The sequence below is a fragment of the Bacteroides sp. 2_2_4 genome (assembly GCF_000157055.1).
In the GTDB taxonomy this organism is placed as follows: Bacteria; Bacteroidota; Bacteroidia; order Bacteroidales; family Bacteroidaceae; genus Bacteroides; species Bacteroides ovatus.
In genome coordinates this window covers 33,741-49,072 of the sequence record NZ_EQ973366.1, presented here as the reverse complement: position 1 = coordinate 49,072, position 15,332 = coordinate 33,741, and the positions used below count along the sequence as shown (strand labels likewise).

Here is a 15,332-nt window from a genome sequence, read left to right as displayed (position 1 = left end):
CTTTTCAATTTCCAATGATTCAATTATCAAATCTCAATTATATAGAGTATGGCTTTTAGAAAAGAAAATAAGACGAAAAGTAATTTCTCGAAGATCTCAATTGGTCTGGCTTCTCCGGAAGAAATCCTTGAGAATTCGAGTGGTGAAGTTTTGAAGCCTGAAACCATTAATTACCGTACGTACAAACCCGAACGTGATGGTTTGTTCTGCGAGCGCATTTTTGGTCCTATCAAGGATTATGAATGTCATTGCGGTAAATACAAGCGTATCCGTTATAAAGGTATCGTCTGCGACCGTTGTGGTGTGGAAGTTACTGAAAAGAAAGTACGCCGTGAACGTATGGGACATATCCAGCTGGTTGTGCCGGTGGCTCACATCTGGTATTTCCGTTCGCTCCCTAATAAAATCGGTTATTTGCTCGGACTGCCGACGAAGAAACTGGATTCGATTATATACTACGAACGTTATGTTGTTATTCAGCCGGGTGTAAAAGCTGAAGACGGTGTAGCTGAATATGATTTGCTTTCGGAAGAAGAATATCTGGATATCCTGGATACGCTTCCAAAAGATAATCAATATCTTGAAGATAATGATCCGAACAAGTTTGTTGCAAAGATGGGTGCTGAAGCTATCTATGATTTGCTGGCTCGTCTGGATCTGGATGCTTTGTCTTACGAATTGCGTCACCGTGCAGGTAACGATGCTTCACAGCAACGTAAGAATGAGGCTTTGAAACGTCTTCAGGTAGTAGAATCGTTCCGTGCATCACGTGGACGCAACAAACCGGAATGGATGATTGTACGTATCGTACCGGTTATCCCACCCGAACTTCGTCCGTTGGTTCCGTTGGATGGTGGTCGTTTTGCTACATCTGACTTGAACGACCTTTATCGTCGTGTGATTATCCGTAATAACCGTCTGAAACGACTGATTGAAATCAAGGCTCCGGAAGTGATTTTGCGTAATGAAAAACGTATGCTTCAGGAATCTGTCGATTCTTTGTTTGATAACTCACGTAAGTCAAGTGCTGTGAAGACAGATGCCAACCGCCCGTTGAAGTCATTGTCTGACAGCTTGAAGGGTAAACAAGGACGTTTCCGTCAGAACTTGCTGGGTAAACGTGTTGACTACTCTGCTCGTTCGGTAATCGTCGTAGGTCCGGAATTGAGAATGGGTGAATGCGGTATTCCTAAATTGATGGCTGCCGAATTGTACAAGCCGTTTATTATTCGTAAGCTCATCGAACGTGGTATCGTTAAGACTGTTAAGTCTGCCAAGAAGATCGTTGACCGCAAGGAACCGGTGATCTGGGATATTCTGGAACATGTAATGAAAGGACATCCGGTACTGTTGAACCGTGCTCCGACATTGCACCGTCTGGGTATTCAGGCTTTCCAGCCTAAGATGATCGAAGGTAAAGCTATTCAGTTGCACCCGTTGGCATGTACGGCATTCAATGCCGACTTTGACGGTGACCAGATGGCTGTTCACTTGCCTTTGAGTAATGAAGCAATTCTGGAAGCACAAATGTTGATGCTTCAATCACATAATATCTTGAATCCGGCAAACGGTGCGCCTATTACTGTGCCTGCACAGGATATGGTTCTTGGTTTGTACTATATTACTAAGTTGCGTGCTGGTGCGAAAGGTGAAGGTCTGACATTCTACGGACCGGAAGAGGCGTTGATCGCTTACAATGAAGGTAAGGTAGATATTCATGCTCCGGTGAAAGTTATCGTGAAAGACGTTGATGAAAATGGTAACATTGTAGACGTAATGCGCGAAACTTCGGTAGGACGTGTGATTGTTAATGAAATCGTTCCGCCTGAAGCTGGTTATATCAATACAATTATCTCTAAGAAATCTCTTCGTGATATTATTAGTGATGTAATTAAGGTATGTGGTGTGGCTAAGGCTGCCGACTTCCTGGACGGAATCAAGAACTTAGGTTATCAGATGGCGTTCAAGGGTGGTTTGTCATTCAACTTGGGTGATATTATCATTCCGAAGGAAAAAGAAACGTTGGTACAGAAAGGTTACGACGAAGTAGAACAAGTCGTAAATAACTATAACATGGGTTTCATTACCAACAACGAACGTTACAACCAGGTGATCGATATCTGGACACATGTAAACTCTGAGTTGTCTAATATCCTGATGAAGACAATTTCTTCGGATGATCAGGGATTCAACTCTGTATATATGATGCTTGACTCTGGTGCTCGTGGTTCTAAAGAACAGATTCGTCAGTTGTCAGGTATGCGTGGTTTGATGGCAAAACCGCAGAAAGCAGGTGCTGAAGGTGGTCAGATCATCGAGAACCCGATTTTGTCAAACTTTAAAGAAGGACTTTCGGTGTTGGAGTACTTTATCTCTACCCACGGTGCTCGTAAAGGTTTGGCGGATACCGCTTTGAAGACTGCCGATGCCGGTTATCTGACCCGTCGTCTGGTGGACGTATCACATGATGTGATTATTACAGAAGAAGACTGCGGTACACTCCGCGGATTGGTTTGTACGGACCTTAAGAATAACGATGAGGTTATTGCTACTCTGTACGAACGTATCTTAGGACGTGTTTCCGTACATGATATTATTCATCCTACTACAGGTGAATTGCTTGTTGCCGGTGGTGAAGAAATCACAGAAGAAGTTGCCAAGAAAATTCAGGAGTCTCCGATCGAGAGTGTTGAAATCCGTTCGGTATTGACTTGTGAAGCTAAGAAGGGTGTTTGTGCTAAATGTTACGGACGTAACCTGGCAACGAGCCGCATGGTTCAGAAGGGTGAAGCTGTCGGTGTAATCGCTGCTCAGTCTATTGGTGAGCCGGGTACACAGTTGACATTGCGTACATTCCACGCCGGTGGTACTGCTGCAAATATTGCAGCTAACGCCAGTATCGTTGCTAAAAATAATGCACGTCTTGAATTTGAAGAGTTGCGTACAGTAGATATCGTTGACGAGATGGGTGAATCTGCAAAAGTGGTAGTAGGTCGTTTGGCCGAAGTACGTTTTGTGGATGTAAATACCGGTATTGTTCTTTCTACTCATAACGTACCTTATGGTTCAACACTGTATGTAAGTGATGGCGACTTGGTAGAAAAAGGCAAACTGATCGCTAAGTGGGACCCGTTCAATGCTGTTATTATTACAGAAGCAACCGGTAAGATCGAATTTGAGGGCGTAATTGAAAACGTTACTTATAAGGTTGAATCGGATGAAGCAACAGGTCTTCGTGAAATTATTATTATTGAATCCAAGGATAAAACCAAAGTTCCTACAGCTCATATTTTGACAGAGGACGGTGATTTGATCCGTACTTATAACTTACCGGTAGGTGGTCACGTAATCATCGAGAATGGTCAGAAGGTAAAAGCTGGTGAAGTAATCGTGAAGATTCCGCGTGCCGTAGGTAAAGCGGGTGATATCACGGGTGGTCTTCCTCGTGTTACTGAATTGTTTGAAGCTCGTAACCCGTCAAATCCGGCTGTCGTTTCTGAAATCGACGGTGAGGTAACAATGGGTAAGATCAAGCGTGGTAACCGTGAGATCATTGTAACTTCCAAGACTGGTGAGGTTAAAAAATATCTGGTTGCACTGTCTAAGCAGATTCTGGTACAGGAAAATGACTATGTACGTGCAGGTACTCCGTTGTCTGACGGTGCTACTACTCCAGCAGATATCTTGGCAATTAAAGGTCCTACAGCTGTACAAGAATATATCGTGAATGAAGTTCAGGATGTATACCGCTTGCAGGGTGTGAAGATCAATGATAAGCACTTCGAGATTATCGTTCGTCAGATGATGCGTAAGGTTCAGATTGATGAACCGGGAGATACTCGTTTCCTCGAACAGCAAGTCGTAGACAAACTGGAATTCATGGAAGAAAATGATCGTATCTGGGGTAAGAAAGTCGTAGTGGATGCTGGTGATTCTCAAAATATGCAAGCTGGTCAGATTGTAACTGCCCGCAAGTTGCGTGATGAGAACAGTATGTTGAAACGTCGTGACTTGAAACCGGTTGAGGTTCGTGATGCTGTTGCTGCTACCTCTACTCAGATCCTTCAGGGTATTACACGTGCTGCTTTGCAGACTTCAAGCTTTATGTCGGCTGCTTCCTTCCAGGAAACAACGAAAGTCTTGAATGAGGCTGCTATCAACGGTAAGATCGATAAGTTGGAAGGTATGAAGGAAAATGTGATCTGTGGTCACTTGATTCCTGCAGGTACCGGTCAGCGCGAATTTGAAAAACTCATCGTTGGATCAAAAGAAGAGTACGATCGTATCTTGGCTAACAAGAAAACAGTACTTGACTACAATGAAGTAGAATAAATACAATTCAATTGACTATATGAGAAGGAGCGATTGCCAGATTGGGTAATTGCTCCTTTTTTTATTTCTTTTTTACTTGTGTGTATTACCATTAGTCTCAGGAAAAATGTGTTATTTTGCAGGATAACTTTTTAATCATATAAAATATGGAAGAACAAAATAACAATGGACAATTACAGATTGAATTGAGAGAAGAGATAGCGCAGGGAACTTATGCAAATCTAGCTATTATTACTCATTCTAGTTCTGAATTCATCCTTGACTTCGTGCGCATAATGCCGGGCATACCGAAGGCTGGCGTGCAATCTCGCATTATTGTGGCTCCGGAACACGCAAAACGCTTGCTGCGGGCATTGGAAGACAATATAGCAAAGTATGAACGGGTATTCGGCCCGATTCGTACTTCAGATGAACCTTCTCTTCCTCCCTTGGCGGGTGTAAAAGGCGAAGCATGAAGATGATATAAAAACATTAAAAAAGAAAAAAAAGTTGTAGCGCATTGAATATTCAAATATTATTCGTATTTTTGCAGCCCAAAATGTATAGTTACGAAATTAATATAACAATAATATAAATCAAAAAACAATTAAAATGCCTACAATTCAGCAATTAGTAAGAAAAGGACGCGAAGTGCTGGTGGAGAAAAGTAAATCTCCAGCCTTGGATTCATGTCCTCAAAGACGTGGCGTTTGCGTGAGAGTATACACTACTACTCCGAAGAAGCCGAACTCTGCAATGCGTAAAGTAGCTCGTGTACGTTTGACTAACCAAAAAGAGGTGAACTCATACATTCCGGGAGAAGGACACAACTTGCAGGAACACTCAATCGTTTTGGTACGTGGTGGTCGTGTAAAAGACCTTCCGGGTGTGCGTTATCACATTGTACGTGGTACACTTGATACAGCAGGTGTTGCTGGTCGTACTCAAAGACGTTCAAAGTATGGTGCTAAGCGTCCGAAACCAGGACAAGCTGCTGCTCCTGCTAAGGGTAAGAAAAAATAAGGATTAAGACCTAATTAAAATTAAAGTAATAACTTACGTTTTAGTTTGTTGGAAATGCTAAAGGTTGAGTAAATTCTCCGGAGGGAGAGTTGAAGAAGTCAAGAAGTAGACAACCAAGAACAAAAACATTATTTTTCAAACAAATGAGAAAAGCAAAACCAAAAAAACGCCTGATTCTTCCGGATCCCGTGTTTAATGACCAAAAGGTTTCCAAGTTCGTGAACCACTTGATGTATGATGGAAAGAAAAATACATCTTATGAAATCTTTTATGCCGCTTTGGAAACAGTGAAAGCAAAACTTCCTAACGAAGAAAAATCAGCTCTCGAAATCTGGAAAAAGGCTTTGGATAATGTAACTCCGCAAGTGGAAGTAAAGTCTCGCCGTGTAGGTGGTGCAACTTTCCAAGTTCCTACTGAAATCCGTCCGGATCGTAAAGAATCAATCTCTATGAAGAATCTGATTCTGTTTGCTCGCAAAAGAGGTGGTAAATCAATGGCTGACAAGTTGGCTGCTGAAATTATGGATGCCTTCAATGAACAAGGCGGTGCATACAAGCGTAAAGAAGATATGCACAGAATGGCAGAAGCTAACCGTGCATTTGCTCATTTTAGATTCTAATACTGTAAGAAACCAAATATAAACTTAAAGTAAAGGAATTAGAAGATGGCTAAACATGATTTACATTTAACTCGTAATATCGGTATCATGGCTCACATCGATGCCGGAAAAACAACTACTTCTGAACGTATCCTGTTCTACACTGGATTGACTCACAAAATAGGTGAAGTTCATGATGGTGCTGCTACTATGGACTGGATGGAACAGGAGCAAGAACGTGGTATCACTATTACATCTGCTGCTACAACAACAAGATGGAAATATGCTGGTGATACTTATAAAATTAACTTGATTGACACTCCGGGGCACGTTGATTTTACTGCAGAGGTAGAACGTTCATTGCGTATCCTTGATGGAGCTGTGGCTGCTTATTGTGCTGTTGGTGGTGTTGAGCCCCAATCAGAAACTGTATGGCGTCAAGCTGATAAATATAACGTTCCTCGTATTGCTTATGTTAATAAGATGGACCGTTCTGGTGCAGACTTCTTTGAAGTAGTTCGCCAGATGAAGGATGTGCTTGGAGCTAATCCGTGTCCGATTGTTGTTCCTATTGGTGCTGAAGAATCTTTTAAAGGTCTTGTTGATCTTATCAAAATGAAAGCTATTTATTGGCACGATGAAACAATGGGTGCTGACTACAGTGTTGAGGAAATTCCGGCAGAACTTGTCGATGAAGCTAACGAGTGGAGAGACAAGATGCTTGAAAAAGTAGCTGAATTTGATGATGCTTTGATGGAGAAATATTTCGATGATCCTTCTACTATTACTGAAGAAGAAGTGTTGAGAGCTCTTCGCAATGCAACAGTTCAGATGGCCGTAGTCCCCATGCTTTGTGGGTCTTCTTTCAAGAACAAAGGTGTTCAGACATTGCTTGACTATGTTTGTGCTTTTTTGCCTTCTCCGCTTGATACAGAGAATGTAATAGGTACAAATCCTAATACTGGAGCTGAAGAAGATCGTAAACCAAGTGATGATGAAAAAACATCAGCTTTAGCATTTAAGATCGCAACTGACCCATATGTAGGTCGTTTGACTTTCTTCCGTGTTTATTCAGGTAAAATTGAAGCAGGTTCTTATATCTACAACTCTCGCTCTGGTAAGAAAGAACGCGTTTCTCGTCTGTTCCAGATGCACTCTAACAAACAGAATCCGGTTGAAGTAATCGGTGCTGGTGATATCGGCGCAGGTGTAGGTTTTAAGGATATTCACACTGGTGATACTTTGTGTGATGAAAACGCTCCGATCGTACTTGAATCTATGGACTTCCCGGAACCAGTTATCGGTATCGCTGTAGAACCTAAGACGCAGAAGGATATGGATAAGCTGTCTAACGGTTTGGCTAAATTGGCTGAAGAAGATCCGACGTTTACTGTGAAGACAGACGAACAGACAGGTCAGACGGTTATTTCTGGTATGGGTGAGCTTCACTTGGATATCATTATTGATCGTTTGAAACGTGAGTTCAAGGTAGAATGTAACCAGGGTAAGCCGCAGGTTAACTACAAAGAAGCTATCACGAAGACAGTTAATTTGCGTGAAGTATATAAGAAGCAATCTGGTGGGCGTGGTAAGTTTGCTGATATCATCGTGAATATTGGTCCGGCTGATGCAGATTTCACTTTGGGTGGTTTGCAGTTTGTTGACGAAGTGAAAGGTGGTAACATTCCTAAGGAATTTATTCCTGCTGTTCAGAAAGGCTTTACGAATGCTATGAAGAGTGGTGTTTTGGCAGGTTATCCGCTGGATTCATTGAAAGTTACTTTGGTTGATGGTTCATTCCATCCGGTTGACTCTGATCAGTTGTCATTCGAAATCTGTGCAATGCAGGCTTATAAAAATGCATGTGCTAAGGCAGGTCCTGTTTTGATGGAACCTATCATGAAGCTGGAAGTTGTAACTCCGGAAGAGAATATGGGTGATGTTATCGGTGACTTGAACAAACGTCGTGGACAGGTTGAAGGTATGGAATCTAGTCGTTCTGGTGCCCGTATCGTGAAAGCGATGGTTCCGCTGGCAGAAATGTTTGGTTATGTAACAGCTTTACGTACTATCACTTCTGGTCGTGCAACTTCATCAATGACTTACTCTCATCACGCTCAGGTTTCTTCTTCTATTGCCAAGGCTGTATTGGAAGAAGTAAAAGGACGTGCTGATTTACTCTAAAATATCTAAAGCAGCAGGCTAGCGAATGACTCTTAGCCTGCCGCTTTATCTTATTATAAATGTATTAATTAAAAAAAATAATGAGTCAGAAAATTAGAATTAAATTGAAATCTTACGACCACAACTTGGTTGACAAGTCAGCTGAGAAAATTGTAAGAACTGTAAAAGCTACAGGTGCTATTGTTAGCGGTCCGATACCTCTGCCTACGCACAAGCGTATCTTTACTGTGAACCGTTCGACTTTCGTAAACAAAAAGTCTCGTGAGCAATTTGAACTCTCTTCTTATAAGAGATTGATCGACATCTATAGCTCAACTGCTAAGACAGTAGACGCTCTGATGAAGTTGGAATTGCCAAGTGGTGTGGAAGTAGAAATTAAAGTTTGATAATTAAAAATTAGTGAAATGCCAGGATTATTAGGAAAAAAAAATCGGAATGACATCCGTTTTCAGTGCCGATGGTAAAAATGTACCATGCACTGTTATCGAAGCAGGTCCTTGTGTTGTTACTCAAGTTAAAACTGTAGAAAAAGATGGCTATGCAGCTGTTCAGTTGGGTTTCCAGGACAAAAAGGAAAAACATACAACTAAACCGTTGATGGGACATTTTAAAAGAGCAGGAGTAACACCGAAGAGACACTTGGCTGAGTTCAAAGAATTTGGAACAGAATTGAATCTGGGTGATACTATTACCGTAGAGATGTTTAACGATGCTAACTTTGTTGACGTTGTTGGAACTTCTAAAGGTAAAGGTTTCCAGGGTGTAGTAAAAAGACATGGTTTTGGTGGTGTGGGGCAGGCTACTCACGGACAGCACAACCGCGCTCGTAAACCGGGTTCTATTGGTGCTTGTTCTTACCCTGCAAAAGTATTCAAGGGAATGCGCATGGGTGGACAACTTGGTGGTGACAGAGTCACTGTACAAAACTTGCAGGTATTAAAAGTAATCGCGGATCATAACCTTCTTTTGATTAAAGGTTCTATCCCGGGTTGCAAAGGTTCAATCGTATTAATTGAGAAATAATGGAAGTTAACGTATATAACATTAAAGGTGAAGACACTGGGAGAAAGGTTACGTTAAACGAATCTATCTTCGGAATTGAGCCCAACGACCACGCTATCTATTTGGACGTAAAACAGTTTATGGCTAATCAGCGTCAGGGTACTCATAAGTCAAAAGAAAGAAGTGAAATCAGTGGTTCAACTCGTAAGATCGGTCGCCAGAAAGGTGGTGGCGGAGCTCGTCGTGGTGATATGAACTCACCGGTTCTTGTAGGTGGTGCCCGCGTTTTCGGTCCGAAACCAAGAGACTACTTCTTCAAGTTGAATAAAAAAGTTAAGACATTGGCTCGTAAGTCAGCTTTGTCTTATAAAGCTCAAAACGATGCAATCGTTGTCGTTGAGGATTTCACATTTGAAGCTCCTAAGACAAAAGATTTCGTTGCAATGACAAAAAATCTTAAAGTTTCCGATAAAAAGCTACTTGTAATTTTACCGGAAGCAAATAAAAACGTATATTTGTCAGCTCGTAACATTGAGGGTGCTAATGTGCAGACTATCTCGGGATTAAATACTTACAGAGTATTGAATGCTGGGGTTGTTGTGCTTACTGAAAACTCTCTGAAGGCTATTGACAATATCTTAATTTAAAAAGGAGGCTTAAATAATGGGAATTATTATTAAACCGTTGGTAACAGAGAAAATGACTGCAATCACAGATAAGCTGAATCGTTTCGGCTTTGTTGTACGTCCTGAAGCTAACAAACTGGAAATTAAGAAGGAAATTGAAGCTCTTTATAATGTTACAGTAGTTGATGTGAATACTGTGAAGTATGCTGGCAAAAATAAGAGCCGTTATACCAAAGCAGGTATCATCAATGGTCGTACGAATGCTTTCAAAAAAGCAATCGTGACATTGAAAGAAGGAGATACTATTGATTTTTATAGCAATATTTAATAAAAATGGCAGTACGTAAATTTAAGCCCACAACACCGGGGCAAAGACATAAAATTATTGGTACTTTCGAAGAAATTACTGCATCAGTACCAGAAAAGTCTCTTGTATATGGTAAGAAATCATCTGGAGGTCGTAACAGCGAAGGTAAGATGACTATGCGCTACATTGGTGGCGGTCATAGAAAGGTGATTAGAATTGTTGATTTCAAGAGAAATAAGGACGGTGTTCCAGCAGTAGTTAAAACAATTGAATACGATCCGAATCGTTCGGCTCGTATCGCTCTGTTATTTTACGCTGATGGAGAAAAAAGATATATTATTGCTCCCAATGGATTGCAAGTTGGTGCGACTCTGATGTCAGGTGAAACAGCAGCGCCAGAGATTGGTAATGCTCTTCCTCTTCAAAACATTCCGGTGGGTACTGTGATTCACAATATCGAATTACGTCCGGGACAGGGTGCTGCTCTGGTTCGTTCAGCTGGTAACTTTGCACAGTTGACTTCTCGTGAGGGTAAGTATTGTGTAATTAAGTTGCCTTCAGGTGAAGTTAGACAGATTCTTAGCACTTGTAAAGCTACTATCGGTAGTGTAGGTAACTCTGATCATGGATTGGAAAGTTCAGGTAAAGCTGGACGTTCTCGTTGGCAAGGACGTCGTCCTCGTAACCGTGGTGTTGTAATGAACCCGGTTGATCACCCGATGGGTGGTGGTGAAGGACGTGCTTCTGGAGGTCACCCAAGATCACGTAAGGGATTGTACGCTAAGGGACTTAAGACTAGAGCTCCTAAGAAACAGTCGTCTAAGTACATTATTGAGAGAAGAAAAAAGTAATCTGATTAATTGAGTAAACTATGAGTCGTTCATTAAAAAAAGGTCCATATATTAACGTTAAGCTTGAAAAGAGAATTCTTGCCATGAATGAATCAGGTAAGAAAGTCGTAGTAAAGACTTGGGCCAGAGCTTCAATGATTTCGCCTGATTTTGTAGGCCATACAGTTGCAGTTCACAATGGAAATAAATTTATTCCTGTTTATGTTACCGAGAATATGGTAGGACACAAGTTGGGCGAATTTGCTCCAACTCGTACATTCAGAGGACACGCTGGTAACAAGAAAAGATAACAGGATTTATTTGAAATAATAAAGTAATAAATAATAATGGGAGCAAGAAAAAAAATATCGGCTGAAAAGAGAAAAGAAGCCCTTAAGACCATGTATTTTGCAAAATTGCAAAATGTTCCTACTTCTCCGCGTAAGATGCGTCTGGTTGCAGACATGATCCGTGGTATGGAAGTGAACAGAGCACTTGGTGTTTTGAAATTTTCTTCAAAAGAAGCTGCTGCAAGAGTGGAAAAATTGCTTCGCTCTGCAATTGCTAACTGGGAACAGAAAAACGAACGTAAAGCGGAAAGTGGCGAGTTGTTCGTAACACAGATTTTTGTTGATGGTGGAGCTACACTCAAAAGAATGAGACCGGCACCACAGGGTAGAGGTTATAGAATTCGCAAACGTTCAAATCACGTAACATTGTTCGTTGGTGCTAAAAGTAATAACGAAGATCAAAATTAAGGTAGATGGGACAAAAAGTTAATCCAATAAGCAACCGTTTAGGAATTATCAGAGGATGGGATTCTAACTGGTATGGTGGAAATGATTACGGTGATTCTTTGCTGGAAGATAGCAAAATCCGTAAATATCTTAATGCAAGACTTGCAAAAGCAAGTGTATCAAGAATCGTAATTGAACGTACGCTGAAGCTCGTTACTATTACTGTTTGCACTGCTCGCCCGGGTATTATTATCGGTAAAGGTGGCCAAGAAGTTGATAAGTTAAAAGAGGAGTTGAAGAAGGTTACCGACAAAGATATTCAAATCAATATCTTTGAAGTGAAGAGACCGGAACTGGATGCTGTGATTGTTGCTAACAACATCGCTCGTCAGGTTGAAGGTAAAATTGCCTATCGCCGTGCCATCAAAATGGCTATCGCAAACACAATGCGTATGGGTGCTGAAGGTATCAAAATTCAGATTTCAGGACGTTTGAATGGAGCTGAAATGGCCCGTTCTGAAATGTATAAAGAAGGAAGAACTCCGTTGCACACTTTCAGAGCTGATATCGACTACTGTCATGCAGAAGCATTGACTAAAGTAGGTCTTTTAGGTATCAAAGTTTGGATTTGTAGAGGTGAAGTGTTTGGTAAGAAAGAATTGGCTCCGAACTTTACACAAAGCAAAGAAAGTGGTCGTGGAAACAATAGTGGAAACAACGGCGGAAAGAACTTCAAAAGAAAGAAAAATAATCGCTAAACGAATTTGAATTTTAGGAAACTATGTTACAACCGAAAAAGACAAAATTCAGAAGACAACAAAAAGGCCGTCAGAAAGGTAATGCCCAGAGAGGCAACCAGCTGGCCTTTGGTTCTTTTGGCATAAAGGCTTTGGAGACTAAGTGGATTACAGGCCGTCAGATCGAAGCTGCTCGTATTGCAGTAACAAGATATATGCAACGTCAAGGACAGATCTGGATCCGTATATTCCCGGATAAACCGATCACTAGAAAACCTGCCGATGTACGTATGGGTAAAGGTAAAGGTGCTCCAGAGGGATTTGTAGCTCCTGTGACTCCAGGTAGAATCATTATTGAAGCTGAAGGAGTATCTTACGAAATCGCGAAAGAAGCATTGCGCTTAGCTGCTCAAAAGCTTCCTATTACAACGAAGTTTGTCGTAAGACGTGATTATGATATTCAAAATCAAAATGCGTAAGTGTTATGAAAATTGCAGAAATAAAAGAAATGACTACTAATGATTTAGTAGAAAGAGTAGAGGCGGAAACAGCTAATTATAACCAAATGGTTATTAATCATTCTATTTCTCCTTTGGAAAATCCTGCTCAAATCAAACAATTACGCAGGACTATTGCGCGTATGAAAACAGAATTGCGCGAAAGAGAACTTAACAATAAATGATCAGCTTGATGGAAGCAAGAAATTTAAGAAAAGAAAGAACAGGGGTTGTGTTGAGCAATAAGATGGATAAGACCATCACAGTTGCTGCCAAATTTAAGGAAAAACACCCTATATATGGTAAGTTCGTTAGTAAAACGAAGAAGTACCATGCTCACGATGAAAAGAATGAATGCAATATCGGTGATACTGTAAGCATCATGGAAACTCGTCCTTTGAGCAAGACTAAAAGATGGAGATTAGTAGAAATAATTGAAAGAGCTAAGTAATTATGATACAAGTAGAATCCAGACTTACAGTATGTGATAACAGTGGAGCGAAAGAGGCGTTGTGTATCCGCGTTTTGGGTGGTACAGGTCGTCGTTATGCTTCAGTGGGGGATGTCATTGTAGTTTCAGTGAAGAGTGTTATCCCTTCTAGTGATGTTAAAAAAGGTGCAGTATCAAAGGCTTTGATTGTACGTACAAAGAAAGAAATCCGTCGTCCTGATGGTTCTTATATACGTTTTGATGATAATGCTTGCGTGTTGTTGAATAATGCAGGTGAAATTAGAGGTAGTCGTATTTTCGGTCCTGTAGCAAGAGAACTTCGTGCTACAAACATGAAAGTTGTGTCACTTGCGCCTGAGGTACTTTAATTTGTAAAAGATTTAAGTAATGAGTAAATTACATATTAAAAAAGGCGATACAGTTTACGTAAATGCTGGCGAAGATAAGGGCAAAACTGGTCGTGTATTGAAGGTTCTTGTTAAAGAAGGACGTGCATTTGTAGAAGGTATCAATATGGTATCTAAAAGCACAAAACCGAATGCTAAGAATCCGCAAGGTGGTATCGTGAAGCAGGAAGCTTCTATCCACATTTCAAACTTGAACCCGGTTGATCCAAAAACTGGTAAAGCAACGCGTATTGGGAGAAAAAAGAGTTCGGAAGGAACTTTAGTGCGTTATTCTAAAAAATCAGGAGAGGAGATTAAGTAATGAGTAATACTGCTAGTCTTAAGAAAGAATATGCAGAGCGTATAGCACCTGCATTGAAATCACAGTTCCAGTATTCTTCTACAATGCAGGTACCCGTACTTAAGAAGATTGTTATCAATCAAGGGTTAGGTATGGCTGTTGCTGATAAGAAGATTATCGAAGTTGCAATCAATGAAATGACAGCTATCACAGGTCAGAAAGCTGTAGCTACCATTTCTCGTAAAGATATCGCAAACTTTAAGTTGCGTAAAAAAATGCCGATTGGTGTTATGGTAACTTTACGTCGTGAAAGAATGTACGAATTCCTTGAAAAATTGGTTCGTGTAGCTCTTCCTCGTATTCGTGACTTCAAAGGTATCGAAAGTAAGTTTGATGGTAAAGGTAACTATACCCTTGGTATTCAGGAACAAATCATTTTCCCTGAAATAAATATCGATAGTATTACAAGAATTCTCGGAATGAATATTACCTTTGTAACCTCTGCGGAAACAGATGAAGAAGGTTATGCTTTGCTGAAGGAATTCGGTTTACCTTTTAAAAACGCTAAAAAAGACTAATAGATATGGCAAAGGAATCAATGAAAGCACGTGAAGTAAAACGTGCTAAATTAGTAGCCAAATACGCCGAAAGAAGAGCTGCTTTGAAGCAAATCGTAAGAACAGGTGATCCTGCTGATGCTTTTGAAGCTGCACAGAAGTTGCAAGAGTTGCCAAAGAATTCTAATCCGATTCGTATGCACAACCGTTGCAAACTGACTGGACGTCCTAAAGGTTATATTCGTCAATTCGGAATTTCGAGAATTCAATTCCGTGAGATGGCATCTAACGGACTGATCCCAGGCGTAAAAAAAGCAAGCTGGTAATTATTGTTTAAATATTGTCAGGGTAGTCCTGATTAATTTAATTTATTTTTATATGACTGATCCAATAGCAGATTATTTAACGAGGTTGCGGAACGCGATTGGTGCAAAGCACAGAGTTGTTGAAGTTCCCGCTTCGAATTTGAAAAAAGAAATCACTAAGATTCTTTTTGAAAAAGGCTACATTCTTAATTATAAGTTTGTAGAAGATGGTCCTCAAGGAACTATTAAGGTTGCCTTGAAGTATGATTCTGTTAACAAAGTTAACGCAATCAAAAAGTTAGAAAGAATATCTTCTCCGGGTATGCGTAAGTATACTGGTTACAAAGATATGCCGCGTGTTATTAATGGGTTGGGTATTGCTATAATATCTACTTCCAAAGGTGTAATGACTAACAAAGAGGCTGCAGAACTGAAGATCGGTGGTGAAGTCTTGTGTTATGTATATTAATTAGGAGGAA

Annotated in this window: 20 protein-coding genes and 1 pseudogene; all 21 read left to right on the top strand. The window is 40.6% G+C overall.

Features of this window, described 5'->3' with window-relative positions; genetic code table 11:
* Positions 1-48: 48 nt before the first annotated feature.
* The 21 genes and pseudogenes from rpoC to rpsH all read left to right on the top strand — a co-directional run bounded on the left by rpoC (position 49) and on the right by rpsH (position 15,322).
* The gene (rpoC, locus tag BSCG_RS06180; protein WP_004296356.1) at positions 49-4,332 is read left to right on the top strand and encodes a DNA-directed RNA polymerase subunit beta'; all 4,284 of its coding nucleotides are present in this window, start codon (positions 49-51) and stop codon (positions 4,330-4,332) included.
* A 146-nt stretch (positions 4,333-4,478) separates the two neighbouring features.
* Positions 4,479-4,787, top strand: coding sequence for a DUF3467 domain-containing protein (locus BSCG_RS06185; RefSeq protein WP_008646329.1), 309 nt, complete (start codon positions 4,479-4,481; stop codon positions 4,785-4,787).
* 136 nt (positions 4,788-4,923) lie between these two features.
* Positions 4,924-5,334 carry a 30S ribosomal protein S12 gene (gene rpsL / locus BSCG_RS06190; RefSeq protein WP_002558078.1) on the top strand — a complete coding sequence of 137 codons (411 nt, stop codon included), beginning with the start codon at positions 4,924-4,926 and terminating at the stop codon, positions 5,332-5,334.
* Positions 5,335-5,477: 143 nt separating this feature from the next.
* Positions 5,478-5,954 carry a 30S ribosomal protein S7 gene (rpsG, locus tag BSCG_RS06195; RefSeq protein ID WP_004296352.1) on the top strand — a complete coding sequence of 159 codons (477 nt, stop codon included), beginning with the start codon at positions 5,478-5,480 and terminating at the stop codon, positions 5,952-5,954.
* 45 nt (positions 5,955-5,999) lie between these two features.
* On the top strand, positions 6,000-8,117 hold the full coding sequence (fusA, locus tag BSCG_RS06200; RefSeq protein ID WP_008646328.1) for an elongation factor G: 2,118 nt from the start codon (positions 6,000-6,002) through the stop codon (positions 8,115-8,117).
* 80 nt (positions 8,118-8,197) lie between these two features.
* On the top strand, positions 8,198-8,503 hold the full coding sequence (gene rpsJ, locus BSCG_RS06205; RefSeq protein WP_002558075.1) for a 30S ribosomal protein S10: 306 nt from the start codon (positions 8,198-8,200) through the stop codon (positions 8,501-8,503).
* 18 nt (positions 8,504-8,521) lie between these two features.
* A pseudogene (gene rplC, locus BSCG_RS06210) lies at positions 8,522-9,140 on the top strand (50S ribosomal protein L3).
* Positions 9,140-9,766: a 50S ribosomal protein L4 gene (rplD, locus tag BSCG_RS06215; RefSeq protein WP_004296348.1), complete on the top strand. Its 627-nt coding sequence runs from the start codon at positions 9,140-9,142 to the stop codon at positions 9,764-9,766. Before rplC ends, rplD begins: the two are co-directional and overlap by 1 nt.
* A gap of 16 nt (positions 9,767-9,782) precedes the next feature.
* Positions 9,783-10,073, top strand: coding sequence for a 50S ribosomal protein L23 (gene rplW / locus BSCG_RS06220; protein ID WP_004296347.1), 291 nt, complete (start codon positions 9,783-9,785; stop codon positions 10,071-10,073).
* 5 nt (positions 10,074-10,078) lie between these two features.
* On the top strand, positions 10,079-10,903 hold the full coding sequence (gene rplB / locus BSCG_RS06225) for a 50S ribosomal protein L2 (protein ID WP_004296346.1): 825 nt from the start codon (positions 10,079-10,081) through the stop codon (positions 10,901-10,903).
* A gap of 20 nt (positions 10,904-10,923) precedes the next feature.
* Complete coding sequence (gene rpsS / locus BSCG_RS06230; RefSeq protein WP_004296345.1) at positions 10,924-11,193, top strand: 30S ribosomal protein S19; 270 nt, start codon at positions 10,924-10,926, stop codon at positions 11,191-11,193.
* Between the two features lie 36 nt (positions 11,194-11,229).
* Entirely contained in the window at positions 11,230-11,640 is a 411-nt protein-coding gene (rplV, locus tag BSCG_RS06235; RefSeq protein WP_004296344.1) for a 50S ribosomal protein L22, read from the top strand.
* Positions 11,641-11,645: 5 nt separating this feature from the next.
* On the top strand, positions 11,646-12,377 hold the full coding sequence (gene rpsC, locus BSCG_RS06240) for a 30S ribosomal protein S3 (protein ID WP_004296343.1): 732 nt from the start codon (positions 11,646-11,648) through the stop codon (positions 12,375-12,377).
* Positions 12,378-12,400: 23 nt separating this feature from the next.
* Entirely contained in the window at positions 12,401-12,835 is a 435-nt protein-coding gene (gene rplP / locus BSCG_RS06245; protein WP_004291234.1) for a 50S ribosomal protein L16, read from the top strand.
* Between the two features lie 5 nt (positions 12,836-12,840).
* Entirely contained in the window at positions 12,841-13,038 is a 198-nt protein-coding gene (rpmC, locus tag BSCG_RS06250) for a 50S ribosomal protein L29 (RefSeq protein ID WP_004296342.1), read from the top strand.
* Entirely contained in the window at positions 13,035-13,304 is a 270-nt protein-coding gene (rpsQ, locus tag BSCG_RS06255) for a 30S ribosomal protein S17 (RefSeq protein ID WP_004296341.1), read from the top strand. Before rpmC ends, rpsQ begins: the two co-directional genes overlap by 4 nt.
* Positions 13,305-13,306: 2 nt before the next feature.
* A complete protein-coding gene (gene rplN / locus BSCG_RS06260) occupies positions 13,307-13,672 on the top strand; it encodes a 50S ribosomal protein L14 (protein WP_004296340.1) in 366 nt (121 codons plus the stop codon).
* A 19-nt stretch (positions 13,673-13,691) separates the two neighbouring features.
* Positions 13,692-14,012 (top strand): 50S ribosomal protein L24, encoded by a 321-nt coding sequence (gene rplX, locus BSCG_RS06265; RefSeq protein WP_004296339.1) that lies wholly within the window; start codon positions 13,692-13,694, stop codon positions 14,010-14,012.
* Positions 14,012-14,569, top strand: coding sequence for a 50S ribosomal protein L5 (gene rplE, locus BSCG_RS06270; RefSeq protein ID WP_004296338.1), 558 nt, complete (start codon positions 14,012-14,014; stop codon positions 14,567-14,569). The genes rplX and rplE overlap by 1 nt, the downstream gene beginning before the upstream one ends.
* Before the next feature lie 5 nt (positions 14,570-14,574).
* A complete protein-coding gene (gene rpsN, locus BSCG_RS06275; RefSeq protein WP_004296337.1) occupies positions 14,575-14,874 on the top strand; it encodes a 30S ribosomal protein S14 in 300 nt (99 codons plus the stop codon).
* Positions 14,875-14,926: 52 nt separating this feature from the next.
* Complete coding sequence (gene rpsH, locus BSCG_RS06280) at positions 14,927-15,322, top strand: 30S ribosomal protein S8 (RefSeq protein ID WP_004296336.1); 396 nt, start codon at positions 14,927-14,929, stop codon at positions 15,320-15,322.
* The last annotated feature ends 10 nt before the right edge of the window (positions 15,323-15,332 follow it).

What these genes read in the sequence shown, in the direction of transcription:
- rpsG (WP_004296352.1), top strand. Translation starts at nt 5,478, where the DNA reads ATGAGAAAAGCAAAACCAAAAAAACGCCTGATTCTTCCGGATCCCGTG.
- rplW (WP_004296347.1), top strand. Translation starts at nt 9,783, where the DNA reads ATGGGAATTATTATTAAACCGTTGGTAACAGAGAAAATGACTGCAATC.
- BSCG_RS06185 (WP_008646329.1), top strand. Translation starts at nt 4,479, where the DNA reads ATGGAAGAACAAAATAACAATGGACAATTACAGATTGAATTGAGAGAA.
- rpsQ (WP_004296341.1), top strand. Translation starts at nt 13,035, where the DNA reads ATGATCAGCTTGATGGAAGCAAGAAATTTAAGAAAAGAAAGAACAGGG.
- rplP (WP_004291234.1), top strand. Translation starts at nt 12,401, where the DNA reads ATGTTACAACCGAAAAAGACAAAATTCAGAAGACAACAAAAAGGCCGT.
- fusA (WP_008646328.1), top strand. Translation starts at nt 6,000, where the DNA reads ATGGCTAAACATGATTTACATTTAACTCGTAATATCGGTATCATGGCT.
- rpsC (WP_004296343.1), top strand. Translation starts at nt 11,646, where the DNA reads ATGGGACAAAAAGTTAATCCAATAAGCAACCGTTTAGGAATTATCAGA.
- rplX (WP_004296339.1), top strand. Translation starts at nt 13,692, where the DNA reads ATGAGTAAATTACATATTAAAAAAGGCGATACAGTTTACGTAAATGCT.
- rplV (WP_004296344.1), top strand. Translation starts at nt 11,230, where the DNA reads ATGGGAGCAAGAAAAAAAATATCGGCTGAAAAGAGAAAAGAAGCCCTT.
- rpoC (WP_004296356.1), top strand. Translation starts at nt 49, where the DNA reads ATGGCTTTTAGAAAAGAAAATAAGACGAAAAGTAATTTCTCGAAGATC.
- rpmC (WP_004296342.1), top strand. Translation starts at nt 12,841, where the DNA reads ATGAAAATTGCAGAAATAAAAGAAATGACTACTAATGATTTAGTAGAA.
- rpsL (WP_002558078.1), top strand. Translation starts at nt 4,924, where the DNA reads ATGCCTACAATTCAGCAATTAGTAAGAAAAGGACGCGAAGTGCTGGTG.
- rplE (WP_004296338.1), top strand. Translation starts at nt 14,012, where the DNA reads ATGAGTAATACTGCTAGTCTTAAGAAAGAATATGCAGAGCGTATAGCA.
- rpsH (WP_004296336.1), top strand. Translation starts at nt 14,927, where the DNA reads ATGACTGATCCAATAGCAGATTATTTAACGAGGTTGCGGAACGCGATT.
- rpsN (WP_004296337.1), top strand. Translation starts at nt 14,575, where the DNA reads ATGGCAAAGGAATCAATGAAAGCACGTGAAGTAAAACGTGCTAAATTA.
- rplN (WP_004296340.1), top strand. Translation starts at nt 13,307, where the DNA reads ATGATACAAGTAGAATCCAGACTTACAGTATGTGATAACAGTGGAGCG.
- rplD (WP_004296348.1), top strand. Translation starts at nt 9,140, where the DNA reads ATGGAAGTTAACGTATATAACATTAAAGGTGAAGACACTGGGAGAAAG.
- rpsS (WP_004296345.1), top strand. Translation starts at nt 10,924, where the DNA reads ATGAGTCGTTCATTAAAAAAAGGTCCATATATTAACGTTAAGCTTGAA.
- rplB (WP_004296346.1), top strand. Translation starts at nt 10,079, where the DNA reads ATGGCAGTACGTAAATTTAAGCCCACAACACCGGGGCAAAGACATAAA.
- rpsJ (WP_002558075.1), top strand. Translation starts at nt 8,198, where the DNA reads ATGAGTCAGAAAATTAGAATTAAATTGAAATCTTACGACCACAACTTG.